Genomic DNA, 21,924 nt, shown 5'->3' on the forward strand with positions numbered 1-21,924 from the left:
GCCGCCGGCGGGGGCGGACTTAGCGCAACGTCCGCCCCCGCCGTCGTTAAAAAGCAACGCGGGGTCACTTATGGCCCATGTTCCGGCGAATCATGGGCCATAAGTGACCCCGCGTTGCTCTAAGGGGTGCCTACTTCCACCACGTATCGAAGATTGTGACCGGGACCGTGCGCTTGTGGCGGGTGCGCAGGAACTTCTGTTCGATGGTCTCGGCGACTCCTTCGGGGACCTCGCGGCCCTCAAGGTAGTCGTCGATCTGGTCGTAGGTGATGCCGAGCTCGTCCTCGTCCGTGCGACCCGGCTTGTCGTCCAGGAGATCGGCTGTGGGAACCTTCTTCCACAGACGTTCGGGGGCGCCCAACTCTGCCAGGACTTGCCGGTTTTGGCGCTTGTCGAGGCCAAACAGCGGGAGGATGTCCGCACCGCCGTCGCCGTATTTCGTGAAGAAGCCGGTGACGGACTCGGCGCCGTGGTCGGTGCCGATCACCAGGTAGTTGTGTTCCCCGGCCAGGGCGTACTGCGCGATCATGCGGGCGCGGGCCTTGGTGTTGCCCTTGTGGAAGTCCGAAATTTCGGCACCGGTGGTCTTGAGGAACTCGTCCTCGAAACCGTCGACGGCGCGGGAGATGTTGAAGGTCCACTCGGTTTTGGCCCGGATGAAGTCCAAGGCGGCCTGGGCGTCCTCTTCGTCGTGTTGGACGCCGTAAGGGAGGCGGACCGCCACGAAGTTAGCATCCACGCCGTCGGCCTCCAGCTCCTCAACCGCCAACTGGGCCAGGCGGCCCGCGAGCGTGGAGTCGAGGCCGCCGGAGATGCCCAGCACGAAGCCCTTGGTCCCTGTTGCCTTCAAGTAATCCTTCAGGAAGGCGACCCGATTGCGGATCTCCTCCGCAGGATCGATCCGGGGCTGGACGCCCATTTCCTCAATGATCTTGGCTTGGAGTTCGCGCATGTGTTCCACAGTAGTCAGCCGCGTCACAAAGGCTCAACCATATTGCGTGGTGATTCAGTTATTCGGGACGCTAATCCGGTGCCGGGCCGGTTGAGCCGCGAACCGTCAGGTGGGTGGGCATGACGGCGAGGCGCCGGCTGGATCCGGCGTTCAGCGGGTCCAGCTGTGCCAGCAGCATGGAAACCGCCACCCGTCCGGCCTGCTCGATCGGGGAGGCCATGGTGGTCAGGGGCGGGTTGCAGAAGTCGGCGCCGAAGATGTCGTCGCACCCCACGATGCTCATGTCCTCGGGGACGCGGATGCCACGCTCGCGGAGTCGCTGCAGCATGCCGATCGCCAGGAGGTCGTTGAAAACGATGCAAGCCGTCGCTCCGGTTCGTGCTGCGGCATCGGCGGCAGCTGCTCCGGATGTGGTCTTGGGAGTGAAGGGACCCACGCGGGAGGTCGTTAGTCCACGGTCGCGGCTTTCTTCCTCAAAGGTCTTCCAGCGTTTGGCGTTCGACCAGGAGGAAGCCGGCCCGCCGACGTAACAGATCTTGGAGTGGCCCAGCGACGTCAGGTGTTCCAGTGCCTGGACAACTGCACCCGGGGTGTCGATGACCACGGTGGGAGCGTTGGCCGAGGAGCGGTTGATGGTGACGATTGCCTGCGACGATGCCGCCTCGAGAATCTGGGTGTCGGTGAGGCGGGAAGCGGCGAGGATGAAGCCGTCGGCCGTTCGTTGCATCTTCTGCAGGGCATCGGCTTCCATCTCGGCCGACTCTTCGGTGTCGACCAGCAACTGGGTATAGCCGGCTGCCTTCAGCTGGTTCTGGGTGCCCCTGATGATGTCGAAGTAGAACGGGTTGGTGACGTCGGGGACCAGGAGCGCAATGGCATTGGTCCGGCCGGAGCTGAGGCTGCGGGCCTGCGAACTAGGGACGTAGTTGAGCTCGGCGGCCACTTTCTCGATGCGTTCACGGGTTGCCCTGTTCACGCGGTCCGGGTTGGAAAGGGCCCTGGAGACAGTGGATGTGGCCACTCCCGCCAAGGCGGCAACATCCTTGATTGTGGGTGCGGATCCCCGCCCGTTTGTCTCAGCCATAAAAAGATTGCACCATCTCATGGCAACTTTTGGCAACCGCTTGCCGCACAGTTGCCGGACTCGTAGACTCGTTGCCGAAAGCCCCTGTGACGTAGACCACTACCGGGCTGTGTATCCAAGGAGGAAACAATGAGGTTTGCACCATCTGCCAAGCTTGCCGCCGTCGCTTTGACTGCTGCACTGGCATTGACGGCCTGTGGGGGGAGCGGCAACAGCGGCACATCAGCCAGCTCCGGGGGTGCCGTCGACGGAACAGGCAAGACACTGAATGTACTGACCGGCGTCAACAACCAGTACCCGGAAGAGCAGAAGAAGTGGCAGAGCGACATCGCCGCCAAGTTCAAGGCAAAGACGGGTGCGGAAGTAAAGTTCGAAACCTTCGCCTCAGCCAACGATGAACTGACCCGCATCCAGACTTCCGTTGTTTCCGGCCAGGGCCCGGACGTCTACAGCCTGGGCACCACCTTCACGCCCACCGCCTACGCCACCAAGGCCTTCGTGACCCTTTCCGACGACGATTGGAAGAAGGTCGGCGGGAAGGACCGGTTCAACCCGGCCGCGTTGGGCATCTCCGGTCCCGACTCGGAGCACCAGGCCGGCATCCCGTTCGTCAGCCGTCCCTTCGTCATGGCCTACAACAAGGACATCCTGGCCGCCGCGGGCATCGACAAGCCCGCCACCACCTGGGATGAGCTCGCCGAGCAGGCCAAGAAGATGACCAACGCCGGCACGGGTACCTACGGCCTTGCCACTGGCTACAAGGACAACTTCGATCCCTGGAAGTTCATTTGGGCCATGTCCGTGCAGGCAGGCAACCCGCTGGTTGACGGCAACAAGCTGAAGCTGGACGATCCCACGGTCAAGAAGGCCTACGACACCTACTTCGGCTGGCTCACCAAGGACAAGGTGGTGGACCCTGCAGCGATCGGCTGGAGCAACAGCAACGCAGTGGCAGCCTTCGCTTCCGGCAAGGCCGGATACCTGATGATGACCACGTCAAGCTCCATTCCCACCCTGGACAAGTCAGCCATTGCCGGTAAGTACGAATACGCCCTCATGCCCACCACGGCTCCGGGTGAATCTTCCCCCAAGGGCGACGGCGACAAGGCCGCCAGCATCCTCTCCGGTGACAACGTCGTGGTCGCGGACTACTCCCAGCAGAAGGATCTGGCCTTCGCCTACATCGAGCTGATCACGTCCAAGGACGAGCAGCTGAACTACCAGAAGATCTTCGGTGAGCTTCCGGCAAACGCCGAGGCACTGGCCTCCCTGACCGACCCGAAGCTGAAGCCGATCGCCGATGCTGCCGGCAAGTCGAAGGCAACTCCCTTCACCGGCGCCTGGGGCGACATCCAGTTGGGCCTCCTGAACGTGACCGTCCAGTCCATCCCGGACCTGGCCAAGGGATCCGTTGACGAGAGCGCCCTGGAATCACGGCTGAAGGACGCCCAGTCCAAGGGCCAGGCTTCCCTCGACCGGGCTGCGAAGTCCTAGGCAGGGTCTCCCATGTCTACTGATTCCTTCAGGGAAATGAAACCCGTGTCCGGTCCGGCTGCCCGCGGGCAGCTGGCCCGGTCCGGGTCGACAGAGCCAGCGCTCGACGACGGTGCCTCACCGGCCGCAGGCACAGGAACCCTCCAGCCGGCCGGCGGTGGCCGGAAACCTGTCCGCCGCAAGGGCCTGAGCGAGCGGAACCGTCCACTGTGGATGCTGATCCCCGGCGGCCTCCTGATGTTCATCATCATCGTGGTCCCGCTGTTCCTCGGCATCTACATGTCGACGCTCAACCTCGACCAGTACTCGCTGCGCAAGTGGGTCAGCGCACCGTTCATCGGCGTCGAGAACTTTGTGGAGGCCCTGACTGACTCGCCTCTGCTGCACTCGGTGTGGCTGAGTGTGAGTTACTCGCTGATTGCCATGCTCGTTACCCTGCCATTGGGCATCGCAGCGGCTGTTGCCACGCAGAATGCCTTCAAGGGCCGGGCGCTGATCCGCTCGATTTTCCTGATCCCATACGTGCTGCCGTCCTTCGTGGTGGCAACCGTATGGCGGACCATGTTCCAGCCTGACGGAGTCGTCAACTCGGCACTGGGTGTCTTTGGAGTGGACGGTGGGCTGTGGCTGAACGGACCCCAAACGTACTGGACGCTGATCCTGGTCCAGATCTGGGCCTCCTGGCCGTTCATCTACCTGCTGGCACTTTCGGGCCTGCAATCGGTGGACCACGAAGTCCATGAGGCCTCGGCCCTGGACGGGGCGCTGTGGTGGAACAAGCTTCGCTACGTCATCTTCCCGTACCTCAAGGGTCCGTTGTCGCTGGCTTTCCTGATCGGCATGCTTCACCACATCAACAACTTCACCCTCCCGTTCGTGCTGTTCGGCGTTCCGGCCCCGTCCGACGTCGAAGTGCTTCCGATCCTCACCTACGTCACCAGCTTCCAGAGCTTCCGCTTCGGCCTCAGCGCCGCCATGGCGTTTGTGTCCCTGGTGTTGATCGCCATTCCGCTGTTCATCTACCTTCGCGCCGTCAAGCTGGACGACGCCGATACGCCGGGAGGCAAGAAGTGAGCGCATCAACCACCTCGGTCCGCGGCACGTCCCGCCCGGGACCGGCGGGGACTACGTTCCGGCCCGGTTCCAAGAGGCAGCACGAGGTCACGCGCCTGTTGCCCGGCCCGCTGCTGGCCATTATCTTGACGGTCCTGAGCGCCATCGTGCTGATCCCCGTTGCCTATATTTTCCTGGCATCGGTGAACTCGGACATCGGCGTCGCCAACGGCGAGTTCTGGCCGTCCAGCTTCTCGCTGGAGAACTACACCAAAATCTGGTCCAGCGTCGGCCTGGCGAAGGGCCTTGCAAACAGCGTCCTTGTAGCCGGCGCCACCGCCGTCGTGTCGGCAGCCATGTCCGTGTCCATCGCCTACGTCCTGGTCCGCTACCAATTCCGCGGCCGGCTGACCATCCTTCGCGGCCTCCTGGCGTTGCAGTCGGTGCCCGGTACCCTGATGGTCCTTCCGGTGTTCGTGCTCTTCTCTTCGGCCGCCAGCTACCTCGGCGTCCAGGTGATCGGAACGCAGTGGGGTCTCTTCGTCACCTACCTGACCTTCGCGATGCCCTTCTCCACCTGGGTCATGGTCACTTATCTGCGTGGCCTGCCGCGTGAGCTGGAAGAGGCGGCAAGGATCGACGGCGCCAGCAACTTAGGCGTCCTGGTCCGGATCATCCTTCCGCTCAGCTGGCCCGGCATCGTGGTCTCGGGCATCTTCGCTTTCCTGTTGGGCTGGAACGATGTCCTCTTTGCTTCGGTGATGACCCGGCCGGAGAGCCAGACCGCAGCCGTAGCCCTGCAGATCTTCGGAGCCTCGCAGGAAGGTGGAGCGATTCCCCTGTATGGCCAGATGATGGCGGCTTCGCTGGTTTGCGCGGCGCCCGTCGTGATTCTCTACCTGATTTTCCAACGTTACCTAGTGGGCGGTCTCACCGCCGGAGGAGTTAAGTAGCAATGACCGGTCCAGCAACAGTCCAGTGGACGCTTTCGGGCTTCGGAGACGAGATCGACGACGACCCGGTCCTGCAGATCGCAGTCCTCCAGGCCCTCGGGGCGAACCACATCGAAGTCCGCAGTGCCTGGGGAACCAACATCGTTGACCTGACCTCCGAGCAGTTGACCGAGCTGAAGAAGCTCCTGGACGCCGCGGACATGGGTGTTTCAGCCATCGCCTCGCCCATCGGCAAAGTGGATGTCACGCTGCCGGTGGAGCACGAGGTTGAGCGCCTCCGTCGGGCCGCCAACGCCGCCCAGGTCCTTGGTGCCCGCTACATCCGCATCTTCTCCTTCTACTACGGCGAAGGCGTGGCAGTGGACAGCATCCGGGACGACGTGATTGAGCGCATGCGTGCCCTGGCCGAGGTTGCCGAACAGTCCGGCGTGGTGCTGCTCCACGAGAACGAAAAGGACATTTTCGGAGACACCCCGGACCGCGTGCTGGACATCATCGAGTCCGTGAACTCGCCCGCCCTGAAAGTTGCATGGGATCCGGCCAACTTCGTCCAGGTTGGCGTCAAGCCCTTCGACGAGGGCTACGCCAAACTCCGTCCCCACCTCGAATACCTGCAGGTCAAGGACGCGCGGTTCGCGGACGGCGTCGTGGTTCCTGCCGGTGAGGGCGACGGCGATCTGCTCCGCACGGTTGAGGCGCTCAAAGCCGACGGTTTTGCGGGCTTCGCCAGTCTGGAGCCGCATCTGGCGGGCGCCCATGGCCTGGGGGGATTCTCGGGCCCCACCGCGTTCGGGATGGCAGCCCGTGCCTTTGCCAAAGTCGTCAACGAAGCAGGAGTGGAAACCAAGTGAGCACCGAAACGTCCAAGTCCACCATCAACGTCGCCATTGCCGGATGCGGCACCATCGGACGCACCCACGCGGCGTCGGTCGCCGCGATCGAGGACCTTCAGGTCACCGCGCTGGTGGATGAGATCACCGAAGCCGCGGATGCCCTGGCCCAGCACATCGAAGACCAGGGCGCCGCCCGGCCAGCCACCTTCCGAAGCCTGGACGAAGCGTTCGCGGGTGCCGACGTCGACCTTGTCATCATCGCGACCCCCAGCGGACTGCACATCGAGCAGGCGCTGGAGGTCCTCAACGCGGGCAAGCATGTGGTGATCGAAAAGCCGCTGGACGTGAACCTGAACCGTGCCGACGAAATCCTGGCGGCAGCCAAAGCGGCGGAAGAGAAGGGGCTGGTGGCCAGTGTCATCAGCCAGCACCGTTTCGACCCGGCATCCATTGTGGTGGACGAGGCCCGACGCGCCGGACGCTTTGGGCGACTGACTTCGGCGATTGCCTCGGTGAGCTGGTACCGCAGCCAGGGCTACTACGACTCCGGAGCGTGGCGCGGCACCTGGGCCATGGACGGTGGCGGGGCGGTGATGAACCAGGGCGTCCACACCGTAGACCTTCTTCTGTGGTTCCTTGGCACCCCGGTGGAAATCAGTGCAAAGACCGCCCTCCTGGCACATACAGGAGTCGAGGTGGAGGACACCGCCGTGGCCACCGTGACGTTCGAATCAGGTGCCCTGGCAGTACTCCACGCAACCACTGCCGCGTACCCTGGGCTCAGCGTCAGGCTGCAGGTCATGGGCAGCATGGGCTCGGCTGTGATCGACAGCGACAACCTCCAGTTCTTCCACGCCGCCGCCTCCGAAGAAGAGACGCAGAGCGGGCCCATGGGGATGCCCGGCGCGGGCAACCAGGCGGAGGAGGAGCTGGCCAAGTTCCCCGATCCGGCGCCGCAAGCCAACCTCGACCCCACTGTCTACCCGGCCGGCCACATCCGCCAGTACCGCGACGTAGTCGAAGCGATCCGGAACAGCCGTCCTGCAGGCGTCACCATCGAGGACGCCGTGCGGGCGTTGGCCACCGTGCGGGCCCTGTACGTTTCGGCCACGCTCGGCCAGCCCGTCCTCATAGCCGATGTGGTTGCGGGCAAGTACAACGACGTTGAGGTGCGAACCGGCAACGGCCACTTCGAGGAGGTCAGCGCATGAAATTCTCTGTCTTCACGGCATCGACGCCGGACTGGACTCCGCAGGAAGCCGCCACCGAGCTCGCAGCGCAGGGTTGGCACGGCATCGAATGGCGCGTCACCGACCAGGCCGAATCGCCGGAGCCCGGCTTTTGGGCGGGCAACAAGGCAACCTGGCCGATGACCGGCCTTGAGGATTCACTGCCTGGGATTGCCCGGCTCACAGCCGACGCCGGCCTTGAGTACTCGGGCCTGGGCGGGTACGCCCGCTGCGACAACCACGACGACGTCGAGCGCGTCCTGGCTGCGACCGCCGCCTTGGGTGCCCGCCAGGTCAGGGTCAACGTCCTGCCGTTGGGCAACTCCACCATGGGCGGGGGCGAGCCCAGCGGCCTGTCCTACCCGGACTTGTTTGCAGCCACCCGCGAGCACTACGAGTGGGTTGCCGGCCGAGCCGCCCACCATGGAGTCAAGGCACTCGTTGAGCTGCACCACGGCACGGTCACCTCATCCGCCTCAGCTGCCCGCCGCCTTCTGGAGGGCCTGGATCCCCAGCACGTGGGCGTCATCCATGACCTCGGCAACCTGTTGATCGAAGGCTGGGAGTCTCCGCTGCCTGCCCTCGAACTCCTGGGACCGTACCTTGCGCACGTCCACGTGAAGAATGCGCGCTGGGTCCTGACGGGGGAGCGGGACGAGTCCGGAGCGGCAGTCTGGGTCAACGAGTGGGCACCGCTGGCTGAAGGCCAGGGGAGCGTCCTGGCGTACTTCAAGGCGCTCGCCGAGGTCGGTTACGACGAGTGGGTGACTGTGGAGGACTTCTCCACCGACCTTCCGCTGGCCGAGCGTACCGCAGGCAACCTCCAGTACTTGCGCCGGGTGGCAGAGCTGGCCGGACTGACCGTTCCTGCCAGGGCCGACCTCTCCGCCGGTTCCACCTCGAAAGGCTGATCCATGTCCGAATCCCTTGCCACCCACCCCGACCGCCTGCTCCCGGCGGACCCGGGGACGCGCAGCATCGCGCGTGCCTTGCTGGAGCGGGTCCAGGACCTGCCCATCATTTCCCCGCACGGCCATGTGGACGCGGCCGTCATCGAGCAGAACACGCCCTTCCCGGATCCGGCCGCTTTGCTGGTCACCCCCGACCATTACGTCACCCGGCTGATCCACGCTTCCGGAGTTCCGCTGGACAAGCTCCAGCCCCAGGCAGGGGCGCGCAACATCTGGCGGTCCTTCTGCGAGGCCTGGCCATTGTTCGACGGCACCGCGTCCGGGTACTGGCTGCGGACCCAGTTCGAGTCGGTGTTCGGGTGGCAGGGTGAGCTGTCCGCAGCTACGGCGGACGCCAGTTTCGACGCCATTTCCGCCAAGCTCGCGGAACCCGGGTTCCGCCCCCGTGAGCTGTTCAAGGACTTCAACATCGAGGTCCTTGCCACCACGGACGATCCCCTGGACAGCCTGGACAGCCACCGGGCGCTCGCTGCCGACCCGTCATTCCACGGCCGCGTACTGCCCACCTTCCGCCCGGACGCGTACATCAACATCGCGCACCCGGCGTGGCAGGCCAACGTGGAACGGCTCATCGCAGAAGCGTCCGACGGCGGCAGCGGCTACCGGGGCTACCTCACCGCCCTGGAAAACCGCCGCCGGTACTTCGTGGACCACGGAGCAGTCTCCGCAGACCACGGCGTGAGGACACCGGCGACCCTCAAGCTGGACGAGGCCGACGCTGCTGCCTTGTTCGACAAGGCAGTTTCCGGACAGGCAAACGCCCAGGACCGGGACGCGTTCGAGGCCCACATGATGTACCAGATGGCGCGGATGTCGGTGGAAGACGGCCTGGTGATGACCATTCATCCGGGCTCCTACCGCAACCACCACCAGCCCACCTTCGAAGCCTTTGGAGCGGACACGGGCCACGACATCCCGTTCGCGGTCAATTACACCGAGGCCGTCCGCCCGCTCCTGCAGGACTTCGGCACGGCCAAGGACTTCCACCTGGTGCTCTTTACCCTGGACGAGACCGTCTTTTCCCGTGAACTCGCACCGCTTGCGGGGTTCTACCCCTCGGTCTACATCGGGGCCCCGTGGTGGTTCCTGGACGCGCCCGACGCCATGCTTCGCTTCCGCTCGGCCGTCACGGAAACCGCTGGCTTCTCCCGTTCTTCCGGGTTCATCGATGACACGCGGGCTTTCTGCTCCATCCCTGCCCGGCACGACGCTTCCCGCAGGATCGAAGCCTCGTTCCTGGCGCGGCTGGTTGCCGAGCACCGCATCAGCGAGGACCGCGCGCACGAGCTGATTGTCGACGTCGTCGATTCTTCCCCGCGAAGGGTCTTCAAGCTATGAGTGCCGACCAGGGACCGCCCCGGCTCACCCGGGCCGCCGCGTTTCCGGGGCTGGCCGCGCCCCCTGTCCGGATGGTGCATCTGGGCCTCGGCGCGTTCCACCGCTCCCACCAGGCCTGGTACACGCAGCACGCCGGAGACGCGGCCGAGTGGGGCATTGCGGCGTTCACCGGGCGCCGGCCCGACGCCGCGGATGTCCTGGCCGAACAGGACGGCGTGTTCACCGTAGTGGAGAGGTCGGGCGCGGGAGATGCGTTTGAAGTCGTCGGCAGCATCGTCGAAGCTGTGGATGGCGCGAACGCCCACCGGCTCGCGGAGCTCGTGGCCGCGCCCGGCACGGCGGTTGTCACCTTGACCATCACGGAAGCTGCCTATGCGGCAACCGGCGGGAACACCCCGCTGGCCCGCCTGGTTACGGCGCTGGCCGCCCGCAGGGACGCCGGGGCCGGTCCGATCGCCGTCGTCAGTTGTGACAACCTGGCAGACAACGGCGCAGTTGCGCGCAAGGCTGTGCTGGCCATCGCCGAAGCGGTGGAGCCGGCACTGGCCGAATGGATCAGTACGCAGGTGAGCTTCGTTGGCACCTCCGTGGACCGCATAACGCCGCGGACCACGCCGGACGACCTTAAGGAAGTGGCCGAACAGTGCGGATACCTGGACGAGGCCGCCGTGGTGGCCGAACCCTTCAGCAACTGGGTCCTGAGCGGTGACTTTCCAGGCGGACGTCCGCGCTGGGAAGATGCCGGCGCAATTTTCGTGGACGACATCGAGCCGTACGAGAACCGCAAGCTCTGGTTGCTCAACGGGGCGCATTCCATCCTCGCCTACGCGGGACTGGTCCGGGGCCATTCGACCGTGGCAGACGCCCTGTCCGACGAGGTCTGCCGCTCGGCGGTGGAGTCGTTCTGGGATGAGGCTGCCCGCCACCTGCCGGACGAAGGCCTGGACATTCCCGGCTATCGACAAGCCCTGCTGGAACGCTTCGGCAATTCGCGGATTGCCCACCACCTGACCCAGATTGCCATGGACGGAACCACCAAGTTGCGCATGCGCTCCTTGCCCGTGCTGGCGGCCGAAAGAGCCGAAGGCCGGGCCGGATCCGGTGCTGCCCGCATGATCGCGGCCTGGATTGCGTATGTGTCCTCCACGGACGGTTTCCAGGACCCCCTGGCCGACGACATCCGAACCGCAAAAACGCACGACGGCGAACAACGCACCGCAGCGCTGCTGGCGCTCATCAGCCCTGACCTCGCCGGAGACAGTGCCCTCGTTTCCGATATCCACCGGCAGCAGGACGACGTTGCCGCTGCCAGTACCCACGCATAGACCCCTGGAAGGAATGCCACACCCATGAAAATCATTGCCGCTGAAGTCTTCGTGACCAGCCCTACCCGCAACTTCGTCACCCTCCGCATCACCACCGAAGACGGTGTGACAGGCATCGGTGACGCGACGCTCAACGGCCGGGAACTGGCTGTGGCCGCCTACCTGAAGGAGCACGTGGCGCAGCTGCTCATCGGCAAGGATCCCCACCGGATCGAGGACACCTGGCAGTTCCTATACCGCAGCTCCTACTGGCGCCGGGGCCCGGTCACGATGGCGGCGATTGCCGCCGTCGACATGGCGTTGTGGGACATCAAGGGCAAGGTGGCCGGGCTGCCGGTGTACCAGCTGCTGGGCGGCGCTTCCAGGAACGGGCTGCGCGCTTATGGTCACGCATCGGGTTCTGACATTCCGTCGCTCTTTGACTCGGTCCGCGAGCACCTGGAGCTGGGCTACAAGTCCATCCGCATCCAGACCGCGATTCCCGGCATCAAGGCCGTATACGGTGTTGCCGCGCAGGCCCAGGCCTCGGGGGAGCGGTACGACTACGAACCCGCCGGCCGCGGCGCGTTCCCCCTTGAGGAGGACTGGGACACCCGCGCCTACCTCCGCCACCTGCCCACAGTGTTTGAAGCCGTGCGCAACGAGTTCGGCCCCGAAATCCCCTTGCTGCACGACGGCCACCACCGCATGACCCCCATCCAGGCCGCCAAGCTCGGAAAGGCCTTGGAACCGTACGACCTCTTCTGGCTTGAGGACTGCACCCCGGCCGAGAACCAAGAGGGACTGCGCCTGGTCCGCCAGCACACCACCACCCCGCTGGCCATCGGCGAAATCTTCAACACCGTGTTCGATTTCCAGACCCTCATCAAGGAACAGCTGATCGACTACGTCCGTGCCGCCTCCACGCACTTCGGTGGCATTTCACCGTTGAAGAAGGTCATGGACTTCGCCGCGCAGTACCAGATCAAGTCCGGCTTCCACGGGCCCACGGACATCTCCCCGGTGGGCTTCGCCGCCCAGCTGCACGTCGGCCTGGCCATCCACAACTACGGCATCCAGGAGTACATGCAGCACTCGGACAAGACCAACGAGGTCTTCGAGCAGTCCATGACCTTCACCGACGGCTACCTGCACCCGGGCGACAACCCGGGCCTCGGCGTCGAATTCAACGAAGAAGCCGCTGCCGCCTACCCGTACCAGCAGGCCTACCTCCCCTACAACCGCCTTGTTGATGGCACGGTCCATGACTGGTAAGCCGCTCCATGTTGTGGTGATGGGCGTCGCCGGTTGTGGGAAAAGCACGGTCGGCGCCGCCCTCGCCGAACGGCTCGGCGCGGAATTCCTCGACGGCGATGCGCTGCATCCGCAGTCGAACATCGACAAGATGGCCTCCGGTACTCCGCTTAACGACGGCGACCGGGCGCCGTGGCTGGCCGAGATCGGCAGGCGACTCTCGGCGTCGGACGCTCCCTTGGTGATCGCGTGCAGCGCGCTCAAGCGCGCCTACCGCGACATCATCCGCGGGGGTGACGCATCCGTGGTGTTCGTGCACCTGCACGGAGCCCGGGAACTGGTCAGCGAACGCATGAATTCCCGGCCAGGGCACTTCATGCCGGCTGCCTTGCTCGATTCCCAGCTGGCCACCCTCGAACCCCTGCAGGAGGACGAAGCCGGAATCGCCGCGGACATTACCTCTCCGGTGGAGGTCATCGTCAGCGACGTGCAGGCATCCCTGGAGGGGTCCCTGCTCCAGGCCTAGGGGCCGAAAGCCCGGCACTGCCACGACGGCGGTGCCGGGCTTTTCTGCGTCCGGACGGCGGCGAGGGGTATTGTGAACGCTAACAACGTTGTAAATCAAGTACTCTTGGCAGGCTAATGAGCTGCAATCATTTTGTGATGCGCAGCACTTGACCCGTTGCATTGTTAGCGTTCACAATGGCATTCGCAATACGTTTTCACTGGCTTGTGCAGCCCCCAGCACGCAGGCCACACCCAGCTTCACCGTGCCGGATGCGCAGATGCTCCGGCTGCATCAGAGTTCGCGGCATTGTTGCCGCGGAAGGAGAGCATCGTGAGATTGAAAAAACTCCTGGGCGCCGTAGCGGTTGTCCTGACCTTGACCGTCGGAGCCACAGGCTGCGGCAGCCGTGGAGGCGCAGCGGAGTCCTCCAGCAGCGCAAAACCCAGCGATTCGCTGGTAGGCATTTCGATGCCGACGCAGACGTCGGAGCGTTGGATCGCCGACGGCGCCAACGTTGAGAAGTCCCTGAAGGACCTGGGCTACAAGACGGACCTGCAGTTCGCCAACGATGACATCCCCACGCAGGTTTCCCAGATCGAGAACATGCTGACCAAGGGTGCCAAGGCCCTCATCATCGCGGCCATTGATGGCACCACGCTGACGGATGTCCTGGCCAAGGCCAAGGAGCAGAACGTCAAGGTCATCGCCTACGACCGCCTCATCAACGGCACCCCGAACGTGGACTACTACACCACGTTCGACAACTACACCGTAGGCGTCCAGCAGGCCACGTCACTGCTGACCGGCCTGGGACTGGTCGACGCCAGCGGCAACAAGGTAGAGGGCAAGGGCCCGTTCAACGTTGAACTGTTCGCAGGCAGCCCGGATGACAACAACGCCAACTTCTTCTGGACAGGCGCCATGGATACCCTCAAGCCGTACCTGGATGCAGGCACCCTGAAGGTCCCCAGCGGCCAGACCAAGTTCGAGCAGGCAGCCATCCTCCGCTGGCAGGCACCCGTAGCCCAGAAGCGCATGGAAGACATTCTCACCTCCGCTTACAGCTCCGGCACCAAGCTCGACGGCGTGCTGTCGCCGTACGACGGCCTGTCCATCGGCATCATCTCCGCCCTGACCAGCACGGGAGGCTACTCCACCGGCAAGCTCCCCGTCGTAACCGGCCAGGACGCCGAAAAGGGCTCCGTGAAGTCCATCATCGCCGGCGAGCAGTACTCCACCATCTTCAAGGACACCCGCCAGCTCGGCTCCCAGGCCGTGAAAATGGTGGACGCCGTACTCAAGGGCAACGAGCCGGAAACCAATGACACCAAGACCTACAACAACAAGGTCAAGGTTGTTCCGGCTTACCTTCTGAAGTCCGTCATCATCACCAAGGACAACTACAAGAAGGAACTCATCGACTCGGGCTACTACAAGGAATCCGACATCAAGTAACGACGTCCCACCCTGTGGCCCTGCCGTCCTGTGCCGCACCCTGCATTTACCTGCAGCGCAGCCCGGCGGGGCCACAGTACCCCCAGAGCCTGTCGAGTCCTCGGCCCGGCCAAGTTTTCAAGCAGTCAGCGGGAATTGACGATGAACGTACCTATTCTTCAAATGCGAGGAATCACCAAAACTTTCCCCGGTGTAAAAGCCCTTCAGGACGTCACACTGGACGTCAACCGAGGTGAGGTTCACGCCATTTGCGGTGAGAACGGCGCCGGGAAATCCACCCTGATGAAGGTGTTGTCCGGCGTCTACGCGCACAACACCTTCGATGGCGACATTCTGTTCGAGAATGAACCCTGCGAGTTTTCCAGCATCACGGACAGCGAGAAGCGCGGGATCGTGATCATCCACCAGGAACTGGCGTTGAGCCCTTATCTCTCGATTGCCGAGAACATCTACCTCGGCAACGAGCAGGCCAGGAACGGTTGGGTGGACTGGCGCAAGACCAACCTGGAAGCTGCCAAACTGCTGGCCCGCGTCGGCCTGAGCGAGAACCCCGTTACGCCCATCCAGCACATCAGCGTGGGCAAACAGCAACTGGTGGAGATTGCCAAGGCACTGTCCAAAGAAGTGAAGCTGCTCATCCTGGATGAGCCCACCGCAGCCCTGAACGACGAAGACTCAGACCACCTGCTGGACCTCATCCTGCACCTCAAAGGCCAGGGCGTTACCAGCATCATCATCAGCCACAAGCTCAACGAGATCCGCAAAGTGGCCGACGCCGTCACCATCATCCGTGACGGGAAGTCCATCGAGACGCTGCGCCTGGACCAGGGCCAGATCACGCAGGAACGTATTATCCGCGGCATGGTGGGACGCGACCTCGAAAGCCTCTATCCGGACCGCACCCCCAACATCGGCGAAGAAGTCCTGCGCATCGAAGATTGGACGGTCCTGCACCCGCAGGACCACTCGCGGACCGTCGTCAGCAATGCCAACCTGAAGGTCCACAAGGGCGAGGTCGTTGGCCTGGCCGGACTCATGGGCGCTGGCCGCACCGAGCTGGCCATGAGTGTTTTCGGAAGGACCTATGGGCGTGCTGTCTCCGGCAAGGTCTACAAGTACGGCAAGGAGATCAACACCTCCACGGTTTCGGACGCGATCGACCACGGCATTGCCTACGCCACCGAGGACCGGAAGCACTACGGCCTGAACCTGATCGAGGACATCAAGCGGAACATTTCCATGGCCGCCCTGGGCAAGCTGGCCAAGCGCGGCTGGGTGGACGGGAACCAGGAAACCACGGTGGCCAACCACTACCGGAAGAGCATGAACATCAAGGCTCCCTCGGTTGCTGCCATCACCGGCAAGCTCTCGGGCGGAAACCAGCAAAAAGTAGTGCTCAGCAAGTGGATGTTCTCCGATCCCGACGTGCTGATCCTGGACGAACCCACACGCGGAATCGACGTCGGCGCCAAGTTCGAGATCTACACGATCATCGCCGAACTGGCCGCATCCGGGAAAGCGGTCATCGTGATCTCCTCCGAATTGCCGGAGCTCCTGGGCATCTGCGACAGGATCTACACGCTCTCCGCGGGCCGCATCACCGGCGAGGTCCCCATCGCCGAGGCCACGCAGGAAACCCTCATGCACTACATGACTCAAGAGAAGGAATAGCCACCATGTCCGCCCTACGAGAATCCCTTGGCTTCCTCACAAGCCGCCTCCGCCAGGTTGGCATCTTCGTCGCCCTGATCCTGATCGTCATCCTCTTCCAGGTCCTCACCGACGGCATCCTCCTTGAGCCGCAGAATGTGACCAACCTGGTGGTCCAGAACAGCTACATCCTGATCCTCGCCATTGGCATGGTGATGGTCATCATCGCCGGCCACATCGACCTTTCTGTCGGCTCCATCGCGGGCTTCATTGGCGCTGTGGCAGGTGTCATGATCGTGCACTGGGGTTGGGCCTGGTGGCTCGCCATCCCGGCGTGCCTCCTGGTCGGTGCCTTGGTGGGTGCGTGGCAGGGGTACTGGATCGCCTACGTGGGCATCCCCGCCTTCATCGTCACCCTGGCCGGCATGCTGATCTTCCGCGGTTTGACGCTGATCACCCTCAAGAACCAGCAAATCACCCCGTTCCCGAACGAACTTCGTGCCTTGGGTGGCGGCTTCCTTCCGGACATCTCCGGTGGCACGTCCGTCCTTGAATGGCTGACAGTGATCCTGGGTGTTGGCGGCACGGCAGCCATCCTTTTCCAGGCGCTGAAGGAACGCCGGGTCCGCCGCAAGTTCAACCTCGAGAACGAGCCAATGGCCTGGTTCGCCGTCAAGAACGGTTTCATCGCCGTCTTGATGCTTATCATCACCTTCCTCCTGGCCAGCTACCGCGGAACCCCGATTGTCCTAATCGTGCTCGCAGCCCTGGTGATTCTGTATTCGGCCTTGATGAACAACAGCATCTTTGGCCGCCACACCTACGCCATCGGTGGCAACCTCCACGCCGCCGAACTGTCCGGCATCAAGACCAAGAAAGTTACCTTCCGGCTCTTCGTGAACATGGGTGTCCTCGCAGCACTGGCCGGATTGGTGTTCACCGCACGCCTGAACTCAGCACAGCCGGCCGGTGGTACCGGGTTCGAGCTGGACTCGATTGCGGCGGCGTTCATCGGTGGCGCAGCTGTCCAGGGCGGTATCGGTACGGTAGCGGGGGCCATGATCGGTGGCCTGATCATGGGTGTCCTGAACAACGGTATGTCCATCCTCGGCCTCGGCACTGACTACCAGCAGCTCATCAAGGGCCTGGTGCTCCTGTTGGCCGTCGGCTTCGACATCTTCAACAAGAACCGGACCGGTGCCGGTGGAGGATCCGGTATGGGACGCCGCTTCAAGTGGAAGACCACGCCTCCAGCGACCCAAACGGCCCCCGCGTCAAAAGCGGAGCCTGTGGGCGTCGACGCGAAGTAGCGTCCGATGCCACGCGGCGATCAGTCGCTTCCAGCGCGGCCCCGGGTACTGCCCGGGGCCGCGCCCGATTCTGCTCCCCGGCCCCCGGTCATGGGGGATGTCGCCAAGATGGCCGGCGTCTCGCACCAAACGGTTTCGCGGGTCCTGAACAACCACCCGAACGTCAGCAACAACACCAGGGAGCGGGTGGAGGCCGCGATAGCCCGGCTCGGCTATCGCCGGAACACGGCTGCCCGAAGCCTGGTGACGCGGCGATCCCGAACCATAGGTGTCCTGGCCTGCGAAACAGGGCAGTTCGGGCCGGCCAACACACTCCTTGGGGTTGAGCAGGCGGGCAGGGAAGCCGGATATTTCGTCAGCATCGCAAGCCTGCGCGAAGTGACCAGCGAAAGCATCAACGACGCCATGGCGCATTTCAGCGGCCAATCAGTGGATGGCATTGTCATCCTGGTCCCGCATCCAGATGTCCTCGCAGCTTTGCGCGACGTCTCAGTTCAAATGCCCATCGTGGCGGTGGGTGCCGGTGCGGGCAACCCGTTGAAGGGGGCATCCCTCAACCAGCGATTGGGCGCGCGGCTGGCCGTGGAGCACCTGATAGGACTGGGACATCGCAGCATCGCGCATATCTCCGGCCCAACGCACTGGATCGACGCCGCGGAACGCATCGAAGGCTGGCGCGAGGCACTGGCGACGGCGGGACTTGACGCGGACGTTCTGCTGCAGGGCGCCTGGGATGCCGCGTCCGGTTACCGGGCCGGTCAGGAGCTTCTCCAGCACGACGCCGTGACTGCCGTCTTCGTGGCGAACGACCAGATGGCCGTCGGGGTTCTCCGCGCGGTCCAGGAAGCCGGACGCCAGGTGCCCGGCGACATCAGCGTGGTGGGATACGACGACCAGCCGGAAGCCGGGTTCTTCATGCCGCCGCTGACAACCATCAAACAGGACTTTGAAGAACTCGGGCGCAAATGCATGGAGGAGATGCTGCATCAACTGGAAGGAGAGGCCGGATCCCAGGACCAGATCGTGGATCCGCGCCTGGTCATCCGGGCCACCACGGCGGCGCCGTCACACTGAACTCCTGCGCACCAATCCCGGCACACTAAACTAGGAGCCATGACTTCCTCGCCTGACACCTCAGCTGCCCGTGCCCGCCTTCTTGAACTCATCAAAGAGCTGGCGGTGGTCCGCGGCAAGGTGATCCTCTCCAGCGGCAAGGAAGCCGACTACTACATCGATCTCCGCCGCATCACCTTGCACCACGAGGCCTCCAAGCTGGTGGGCCAGGTCATGTTGGCAATGATCGACGACGCCGGTGTCCAGGTTGAGTGCGCGGGCGGACTCACCATGGGTGCCGACCCCGTCGGTACCGCTGTGATGCACGCTGCGGCCGACGCCGGCCGTGCCGTGGATGCCTTCGTTGTCCGCAAGGCCCAGAAGTCCTACGGCATGGGCCGCCAGGTGGAAGGCCCCTCGGTTGAAGGACGCAATGTTGTGGTCCTCGAAGACACCTCCACCACCGGCGGGTCGGCACTGACCGCCGTCGAAGGTGTCCGGAAGGCGGGCGGCAACGTGGTGGCCGTCGCCGTGATCGTGGACCGCGACACCGGCGCGAAAGAGAAGATCGAAGCCGAAACCGGCGTTCCGTACCTCTTCGCTTTCGGCAAGGACGAACTCGGCCTCAACTAGCCCCGGGTTGAGGCCTATGCTTGCTGCGTGGACGTTCAAGTAGGGAAGCTCACGGCGCCGCCGGAGGTGAACGAAACCCCTCCGGCACCCGTCCTTCCGGAACCGGACAAGGAACAGGATCCGGCCTCATGGGCCAGGATCCTGCCTTACGCTGCCCGGCTCAAAAAGACTTCGCGCCGCAACTTCCTCACTTACGCCGGCATCTCGGCGGCGCTTGCCGGAGACATGCTCTTTACGCGCCGTGTGCAAGCGGAGCGCCGGGCCACCAAAATACTGCGTGTCCCCGACCCGTACTCGGACCTGTACTTCCCCAAAGCAAGTTGGATCCTGTTTCCCGGCTACAAGACCAGCTGGGAAGAGGCCCAGTGGATCCTCAACTCGCTGCGTCCTGCCCTCCACCAGCGTGCCCGCCTTGCCGCCGTCGGGTATTCAAACCTGGGCCTCGACGTGGACGAGGTGGTCCGCGAAATCATCCTGCATGTCCGCGAGCTGGGACTGGAAAAGCTGTACTTTTACGGGCACAGTTTCGGCGGCATGCTCGCTACCCAGGTTGCCGCACGCTTGCTGGAACTGCACGGTGTGGAGACGCAGGTGATAGTCCTGGATTCGAGTCCATTCAGCCGTGCGGACGTCCTGGACCAAAGCTGGTTCGACGGCGTCGTGTTCCTTTACGAGAATGGGTTCCGCATTCCGTCGGTGCTGCGCGGAGGCTATGAGCTGGGGGAGCGCGTGGTCCACAAAGACGAGCGCACCTGGCGGCAAATCCTGGATCAAACCATGGAGCAGCTGTCCCCCATTGCTCCGTCCAGCGTCCTGATCCAGACGGAGTCGGCGTATATCTACCACTTTGATGGTTTGCGGTTCGCGGGCAAGATCGGCGGGGCCAAGATGGCGTTCATGGGCAACGCCCAGGACGGCACCGTGGACTACGAATCAGCGCGCGCAGGCTGGAGCAAGGTTTTCGGCGCCAACATGGTGATGCCTACGCTCAGCACAGAGGGCGCCCGGCCCGCGCACGCCAGCCCCCAGTGGAACGGTGGTGTATACCGGCCGTTGCTGGAACAGGTCCAAAATGAGCTCCTGCCCCTGCCGCCCGAGCCGGAGGAGCCCGCCTACCGTGAGCCCAACGGCAAGGTGATCAGGCCTGCCTAGCGGCAGCACGCGTGAAGGTCACCACAGCTTGAGCTCATCGCAGCGCGTCAATTTCGACGCCGGTCAGGCCCGCCTCGTGCAGGAACCCGCCGACGTCCCCGAATTCCTTCGCAAATCCAGCCAGGAAATGCCTCATTGCGGCTTCAGGGCTCTGCAGGATCATCAGGTCCGGGCTGAAATACTCCGCTGGCGTCGAGGGGACGCTAAGGCGCCATGTTTCGGCCATGATTCTCAGGACGTCCGGCAGGTTCGTGGTGGTTGCCGCGTAGTCAGCCACCACTGCTTCTTCGGTGCCACCCGCCGCCAAGAGCGCGATAGCGGACACCACGCCGGTCCTGTCCTTGCCCAATGAGCAGTGCACCAACGTTCGTTTGCCGCGCGCCACAGGCCTCAGGGCATCAGCCACCCAGGCGGGCCGAAGCCGGATCCACGCCAAGTACAGCTCGCCCAGGTCCTCGGCAGTTTCCACCGCCTGGAGCGACCCGGCAATGGCGTTTGGGTCCAGCGGGTTGTTGATGAGTTCGACGGCGGGCGCGACTGCCGCGGAAGGCGCGCGTCCGCCGTCGTGATTCACGTCGTCCGGGACCAGCCACGGAACGAGAGACCGTTCCAGATCGCTGCGCAGGTCAACGATGGCCTGAATGCCGTGCTCCGACAGGAAAGCTGACGTCGCAGCGGCATCCAAGCCGAACGGCTGGCTCCCCCTGAGGATCCGTCCCCCGGCGAGGGGACGCAGATTGAGCACAGCCATGGTTGTCCTTCTTAGATCTGGCTCTTGAGGTCGGCCACGGAGTTGAGGATCTGGTTCGGCCGGAACGGGAAGGAAACGATCTCTTCGCGCTGCGTAATGCCGCTGAGCACCAGGACCGTGTGCAGGCCTGCTTCCATGCCCGCAATGATGTCCGTGTCCATGCGGTCGCCGATCATGGCCGTGGTCTCGGAGTGGGCGTCGATCCTGTTCATGGCCGAGCGGAACATCATGGGGTTGGGCTTTCCCACAACGTACGGTTCGCGGCCGGTGGCCTTGGTGATCATGGCTGCGATGGCGCCGGTCGCGGGCATGGGGCCGTCCTTGGAGGGGCCGGTGGCGTCCGGGTTGGTGGCGATGAAGCGGGCGCCGGCCAGGATGTGCCGGACGGCCATGGTGATCGCTTCGAAGGAGTAGGTGCGGGTCTCGCCGAGGACCACGAAATCGGGTTCGGTATCCGTGAGGATGAACCCGGCCTCGTGGAGGGCGGTGGTGAGGCCGGCTTCGCCAATGGTGTAGGCGCGGTTTCCCGAATCCGATGACTGGACCTGGTCCTTGAGGAACTGGGCCGTGGCCAGCGCCGAGGTCCAGATGTTCTCCTCCGGGACTTCCAGCCCGGACGCCCGCAGACGGGCAGCGAGGTCCCGGGGAGTGAAGATGGAGTTGTTGGTCAGCACCAGGAAGCGCTTGGATGTATCCACCCAGCGCTGGATGAGCTCCGCTGCGCCGGGGATCGCCTGGTTTTCATGCACCAGGACACCGTCCATGTCCGTGAGCCAGCATTCGATCTCGTGGCCGTTGCGGTAAACCGATGTGGACGTCTGGGGCGTGGATTCTTCTGCCATATTTACCTCCGGCTGGGGTTGTTCATGCACTGTCACCCAGTCTTTCATTATTCGGGCGTGGGGACATCCTGGTTTCTAACAGGCAAGCACGGGGAGCCTGAAAAC

Annotated in this window: 20 protein-coding genes; 16 read left to right on the forward strand and 4 right to left on the reverse strand. The window is 63.9% G+C overall.

Annotation, left to right across the window (positions count from 1 at the left end; genetic code table 11):
* Nucleotides 1-130: 130 nt before the first annotated feature.
* Complete coding sequence (nadE, locus tag PQ627_RS19590; RefSeq protein ID WP_274262994.1) at nucleotides 131-952, reverse strand: ammonia-dependent NAD(+) synthetase; 822 nt, start codon at nucleotides 950-952, stop codon at nucleotides 131-133.
* Between the two features lie 70 nt (nucleotides 953-1,022).
* Nucleotides 1,023-2,036, reverse strand: coding sequence for a LacI family DNA-binding transcriptional regulator (locus PQ627_RS19595; RefSeq protein WP_144661861.1), 1,014 nt, complete (start codon nucleotides 2,034-2,036; stop codon nucleotides 1,023-1,025).
* Between the two features lie 129 nt (nucleotides 2,037-2,165).
* On the opposite strand from PQ627_RS19595, the gene PQ627_RS19600 reads away from it, so the two are divergent.
* The 16 genes from PQ627_RS19600 to PQ627_RS19675 all read left to right on the forward strand — a co-directional run bounded on the left by PQ627_RS19600 (nucleotide 2,166) and on the right by PQ627_RS19675 (nucleotide 20,226).
* The gene (locus tag PQ627_RS19600; protein WP_144661862.1) at nucleotides 2,166-3,530 is read left to right on the forward strand and encodes an ABC transporter substrate-binding protein; all 1,365 of its coding nucleotides are present in this window, start codon (nucleotides 2,166-2,168) and stop codon (nucleotides 3,528-3,530) included.
* 12 nt (nucleotides 3,531-3,542) lie between these two features.
* Nucleotides 3,543-4,604 (forward strand): carbohydrate ABC transporter permease, encoded by a 1,062-nt coding sequence (locus PQ627_RS19605; RefSeq protein WP_274262995.1) that lies wholly within the window; start codon nucleotides 3,543-3,545, stop codon nucleotides 4,602-4,604.
* Nucleotides 4,601-5,536, forward strand: coding sequence for a carbohydrate ABC transporter permease (locus tag PQ627_RS19610; protein ID WP_274262996.1), 936 nt, complete (start codon nucleotides 4,601-4,603; stop codon nucleotides 5,534-5,536). Before PQ627_RS19605 ends, PQ627_RS19610 begins: the two co-directional genes overlap by 4 nt.
* Before the next feature lie 2 nt (nucleotides 5,537-5,538).
* Nucleotides 5,539-6,387, forward strand: coding sequence for a sugar phosphate isomerase/epimerase family protein (locus PQ627_RS19615; protein ID WP_274262997.1), 849 nt, complete (start codon nucleotides 5,539-5,541; stop codon nucleotides 6,385-6,387).
* Nucleotides 6,384-7,580, forward strand: coding sequence for a Gfo/Idh/MocA family protein (locus PQ627_RS19620; protein ID WP_274262998.1), 1,197 nt, complete (start codon nucleotides 6,384-6,386; stop codon nucleotides 7,578-7,580). Before PQ627_RS19615 ends, PQ627_RS19620 begins: the two co-directional genes overlap by 4 nt.
* Nucleotides 7,577-8,509, forward strand: coding sequence for a sugar phosphate isomerase/epimerase family protein (locus PQ627_RS19625; protein WP_144661867.1), 933 nt, complete (start codon nucleotides 7,577-7,579; stop codon nucleotides 8,507-8,509). Before PQ627_RS19620 ends, PQ627_RS19625 begins: the two co-directional genes overlap by 4 nt.
* Nucleotides 8,510-8,512: 3 nt before the next feature.
* A complete protein-coding gene (uxaC, locus tag PQ627_RS19630; protein ID WP_274262999.1) occupies nucleotides 8,513-9,907 on the forward strand; it encodes a glucuronate isomerase in 1,395 nt (464 codons plus the stop codon).
* The gene (locus PQ627_RS19635) at nucleotides 9,904-11,232 is read left to right on the forward strand and encodes a mannitol dehydrogenase family protein (RefSeq protein WP_274263000.1); all 1,329 of its coding nucleotides are present in this window, start codon (nucleotides 9,904-9,906) and stop codon (nucleotides 11,230-11,232) included. Before uxaC ends, PQ627_RS19635 begins: the two co-directional genes overlap by 4 nt.
* A gap of 24 nt (nucleotides 11,233-11,256) precedes the next feature.
* Nucleotides 11,257-12,486 carry a D-mannonate dehydratase ManD gene (gene manD, locus PQ627_RS19640; RefSeq protein WP_144661870.1) on the forward strand — a complete coding sequence of 410 codons (1,230 nt, stop codon included), beginning with the start codon at nucleotides 11,257-11,259 and terminating at the stop codon, nucleotides 12,484-12,486.
* Nucleotides 12,476-12,991, forward strand: a complete 516-nt coding sequence (locus tag PQ627_RS19645; RefSeq protein WP_274263001.1) for a gluconokinase — start codon at nucleotides 12,476-12,478, stop codon at nucleotides 12,989-12,991. Before manD ends, PQ627_RS19645 begins: the two co-directional genes overlap by 11 nt.
* A gap of 312 nt (nucleotides 12,992-13,303) precedes the next feature.
* Nucleotides 13,304-14,428, forward strand: a complete 1,125-nt coding sequence (gene chvE / locus PQ627_RS19650; RefSeq protein ID WP_260842463.1) for a multiple monosaccharide ABC transporter substrate-binding protein — start codon at nucleotides 13,304-13,306, stop codon at nucleotides 14,426-14,428.
* A gap of 141 nt (nucleotides 14,429-14,569) precedes the next feature.
* On the forward strand, nucleotides 14,570-16,099 hold the full coding sequence (gene mmsA, locus PQ627_RS19655; RefSeq protein ID WP_274263002.1) for a multiple monosaccharide ABC transporter ATP-binding protein: 1,530 nt from the start codon (nucleotides 14,570-14,572) through the stop codon (nucleotides 16,097-16,099).
* A 5-nt stretch (nucleotides 16,100-16,104) separates the two neighbouring features.
* A complete protein-coding gene (mmsB, locus tag PQ627_RS19660; protein ID WP_144661873.1) occupies nucleotides 16,105-17,388 on the forward strand; it encodes a multiple monosaccharide ABC transporter permease in 1,284 nt (427 codons plus the stop codon).
* A gap of 90 nt (nucleotides 17,389-17,478) precedes the next feature.
* On the forward strand, nucleotides 17,479-18,462 hold the full coding sequence (locus PQ627_RS19665; protein ID WP_274263007.1) for a LacI family DNA-binding transcriptional regulator: 984 nt from the start codon (nucleotides 17,479-17,481) through the stop codon (nucleotides 18,460-18,462).
* Nucleotides 18,463-18,501: 39 nt separating this feature from the next.
* Complete coding sequence (gene pyrE / locus PQ627_RS19670) at nucleotides 18,502-19,074, forward strand: orotate phosphoribosyltransferase (protein ID WP_144661874.1); 573 nt, start codon at nucleotides 18,502-18,504, stop codon at nucleotides 19,072-19,074.
* A 27-nt stretch (nucleotides 19,075-19,101) separates the two neighbouring features.
* Nucleotides 19,102-20,226 (forward strand): thioesterase domain-containing protein, encoded by a 1,125-nt coding sequence (locus PQ627_RS19675; RefSeq protein ID WP_144661875.1) that lies wholly within the window; start codon nucleotides 19,102-19,104, stop codon nucleotides 20,224-20,226.
* Nucleotides 20,227-20,260: 34 nt separating this feature from the next.
* Here the strand turns inward: PQ627_RS19675 and PQ627_RS19680 are convergent, their stop codons facing one another.
* Both PQ627_RS19680 and PQ627_RS19685 read right to left on the reverse strand, forming a co-directional pair.
* Nucleotides 20,261-20,977, reverse strand: a complete 717-nt coding sequence (locus PQ627_RS19680; protein ID WP_274263003.1) for a tyrosine-protein phosphatase — start codon at nucleotides 20,975-20,977, stop codon at nucleotides 20,261-20,263.
* 11 nt (nucleotides 20,978-20,988) lie between these two features.
* Entirely contained in the window at nucleotides 20,989-21,819 is an 831-nt protein-coding gene (locus PQ627_RS19685) for an HAD-IIA family hydrolase (protein ID WP_186313622.1), read from the reverse strand.
* Nucleotides 21,820-21,924: the final 105 nt, after the last annotated feature.

The organism is Paenarthrobacter sp. AB444 (genome assembly GCF_028736865.1).
GTDB classification, from domain to species: Bacteria; Actinomycetota; Actinomycetes; order Actinomycetales; family Micrococcaceae; genus Arthrobacter; species Arthrobacter nicotinovorans_B.

What these genes read in the sequence shown, in the direction of transcription:
- nadE (WP_274262994.1), bottom strand. Translation starts at nt 952, where the DNA reads ATGCGCGAACTCCAAGCCAAGATCATTGAGGAAATGGGCGTCCAGCCC.
- uxaC (WP_274262999.1), top strand. Translation starts at nt 8,513, where the DNA reads ATGTCCGAATCCCTTGCCACCCACCCCGACCGCCTGCTCCCGGCGGAC.
- pyrE (WP_144661874.1), top strand. Translation starts at nt 18,502, where the DNA reads ATGACTTCCTCGCCTGACACCTCAGCTGCCCGTGCCCGCCTTCTTGAA.
- PQ627_RS19665 (WP_274263007.1), top strand. Translation starts at nt 17,479, where the DNA reads ATGGGGGATGTCGCCAAGATGGCCGGCGTCTCGCACCAAACGGTTTCG.
- PQ627_RS19600 (WP_144661862.1), top strand. Translation starts at nt 2,166, where the DNA reads ATGAGGTTTGCACCATCTGCCAAGCTTGCCGCCGTCGCTTTGACTGCT.
- PQ627_RS19685 (WP_186313622.1), bottom strand. Translation starts at nt 21,819, where the DNA reads ATGGCAGAAGAATCCACGCCCCAGACGTCCACATCGGTTTACCGCAAC.
- PQ627_RS19615 (WP_274262997.1), top strand. Translation starts at nt 5,539, where the DNA reads ATGACCGGTCCAGCAACAGTCCAGTGGACGCTTTCGGGCTTCGGAGAC.
- mmsA (WP_274263002.1), top strand. Translation starts at nt 14,570, where the DNA reads ATGAACGTACCTATTCTTCAAATGCGAGGAATCACCAAAACTTTCCCC.
- PQ627_RS19625 (WP_144661867.1), top strand. Translation starts at nt 7,577, where the DNA reads ATGAAATTCTCTGTCTTCACGGCATCGACGCCGGACTGGACTCCGCAG.
- PQ627_RS19605 (WP_274262995.1), top strand. Translation starts at nt 3,543, where the DNA reads ATGTCTACTGATTCCTTCAGGGAAATGAAACCCGTGTCCGGTCCGGCT.
- PQ627_RS19595 (WP_144661861.1), bottom strand. Translation starts at nt 2,036, where the DNA reads ATGGCTGAGACAAACGGGCGGGGATCCGCACCCACAATCAAGGATGTT.
- PQ627_RS19680 (WP_274263003.1), bottom strand. Translation starts at nt 20,977, where the DNA reads ATGGCTGTGCTCAATCTGCGTCCCCTCGCCGGGGGACGGATCCTCAGG.
- manD (WP_144661870.1), top strand. Translation starts at nt 11,257, where the DNA reads ATGAAAATCATTGCCGCTGAAGTCTTCGTGACCAGCCCTACCCGCAAC.
- mmsB (WP_144661873.1), top strand. Translation starts at nt 16,105, where the DNA reads ATGTCCGCCCTACGAGAATCCCTTGGCTTCCTCACAAGCCGCCTCCGC.
- PQ627_RS19635 (WP_274263000.1), top strand. Translation starts at nt 9,904, where the DNA reads ATGAGTGCCGACCAGGGACCGCCCCGGCTCACCCGGGCCGCCGCGTTT.
- PQ627_RS19645 (WP_274263001.1), top strand. Translation starts at nt 12,476, where the DNA reads ATGACTGGTAAGCCGCTCCATGTTGTGGTGATGGGCGTCGCCGGTTGT.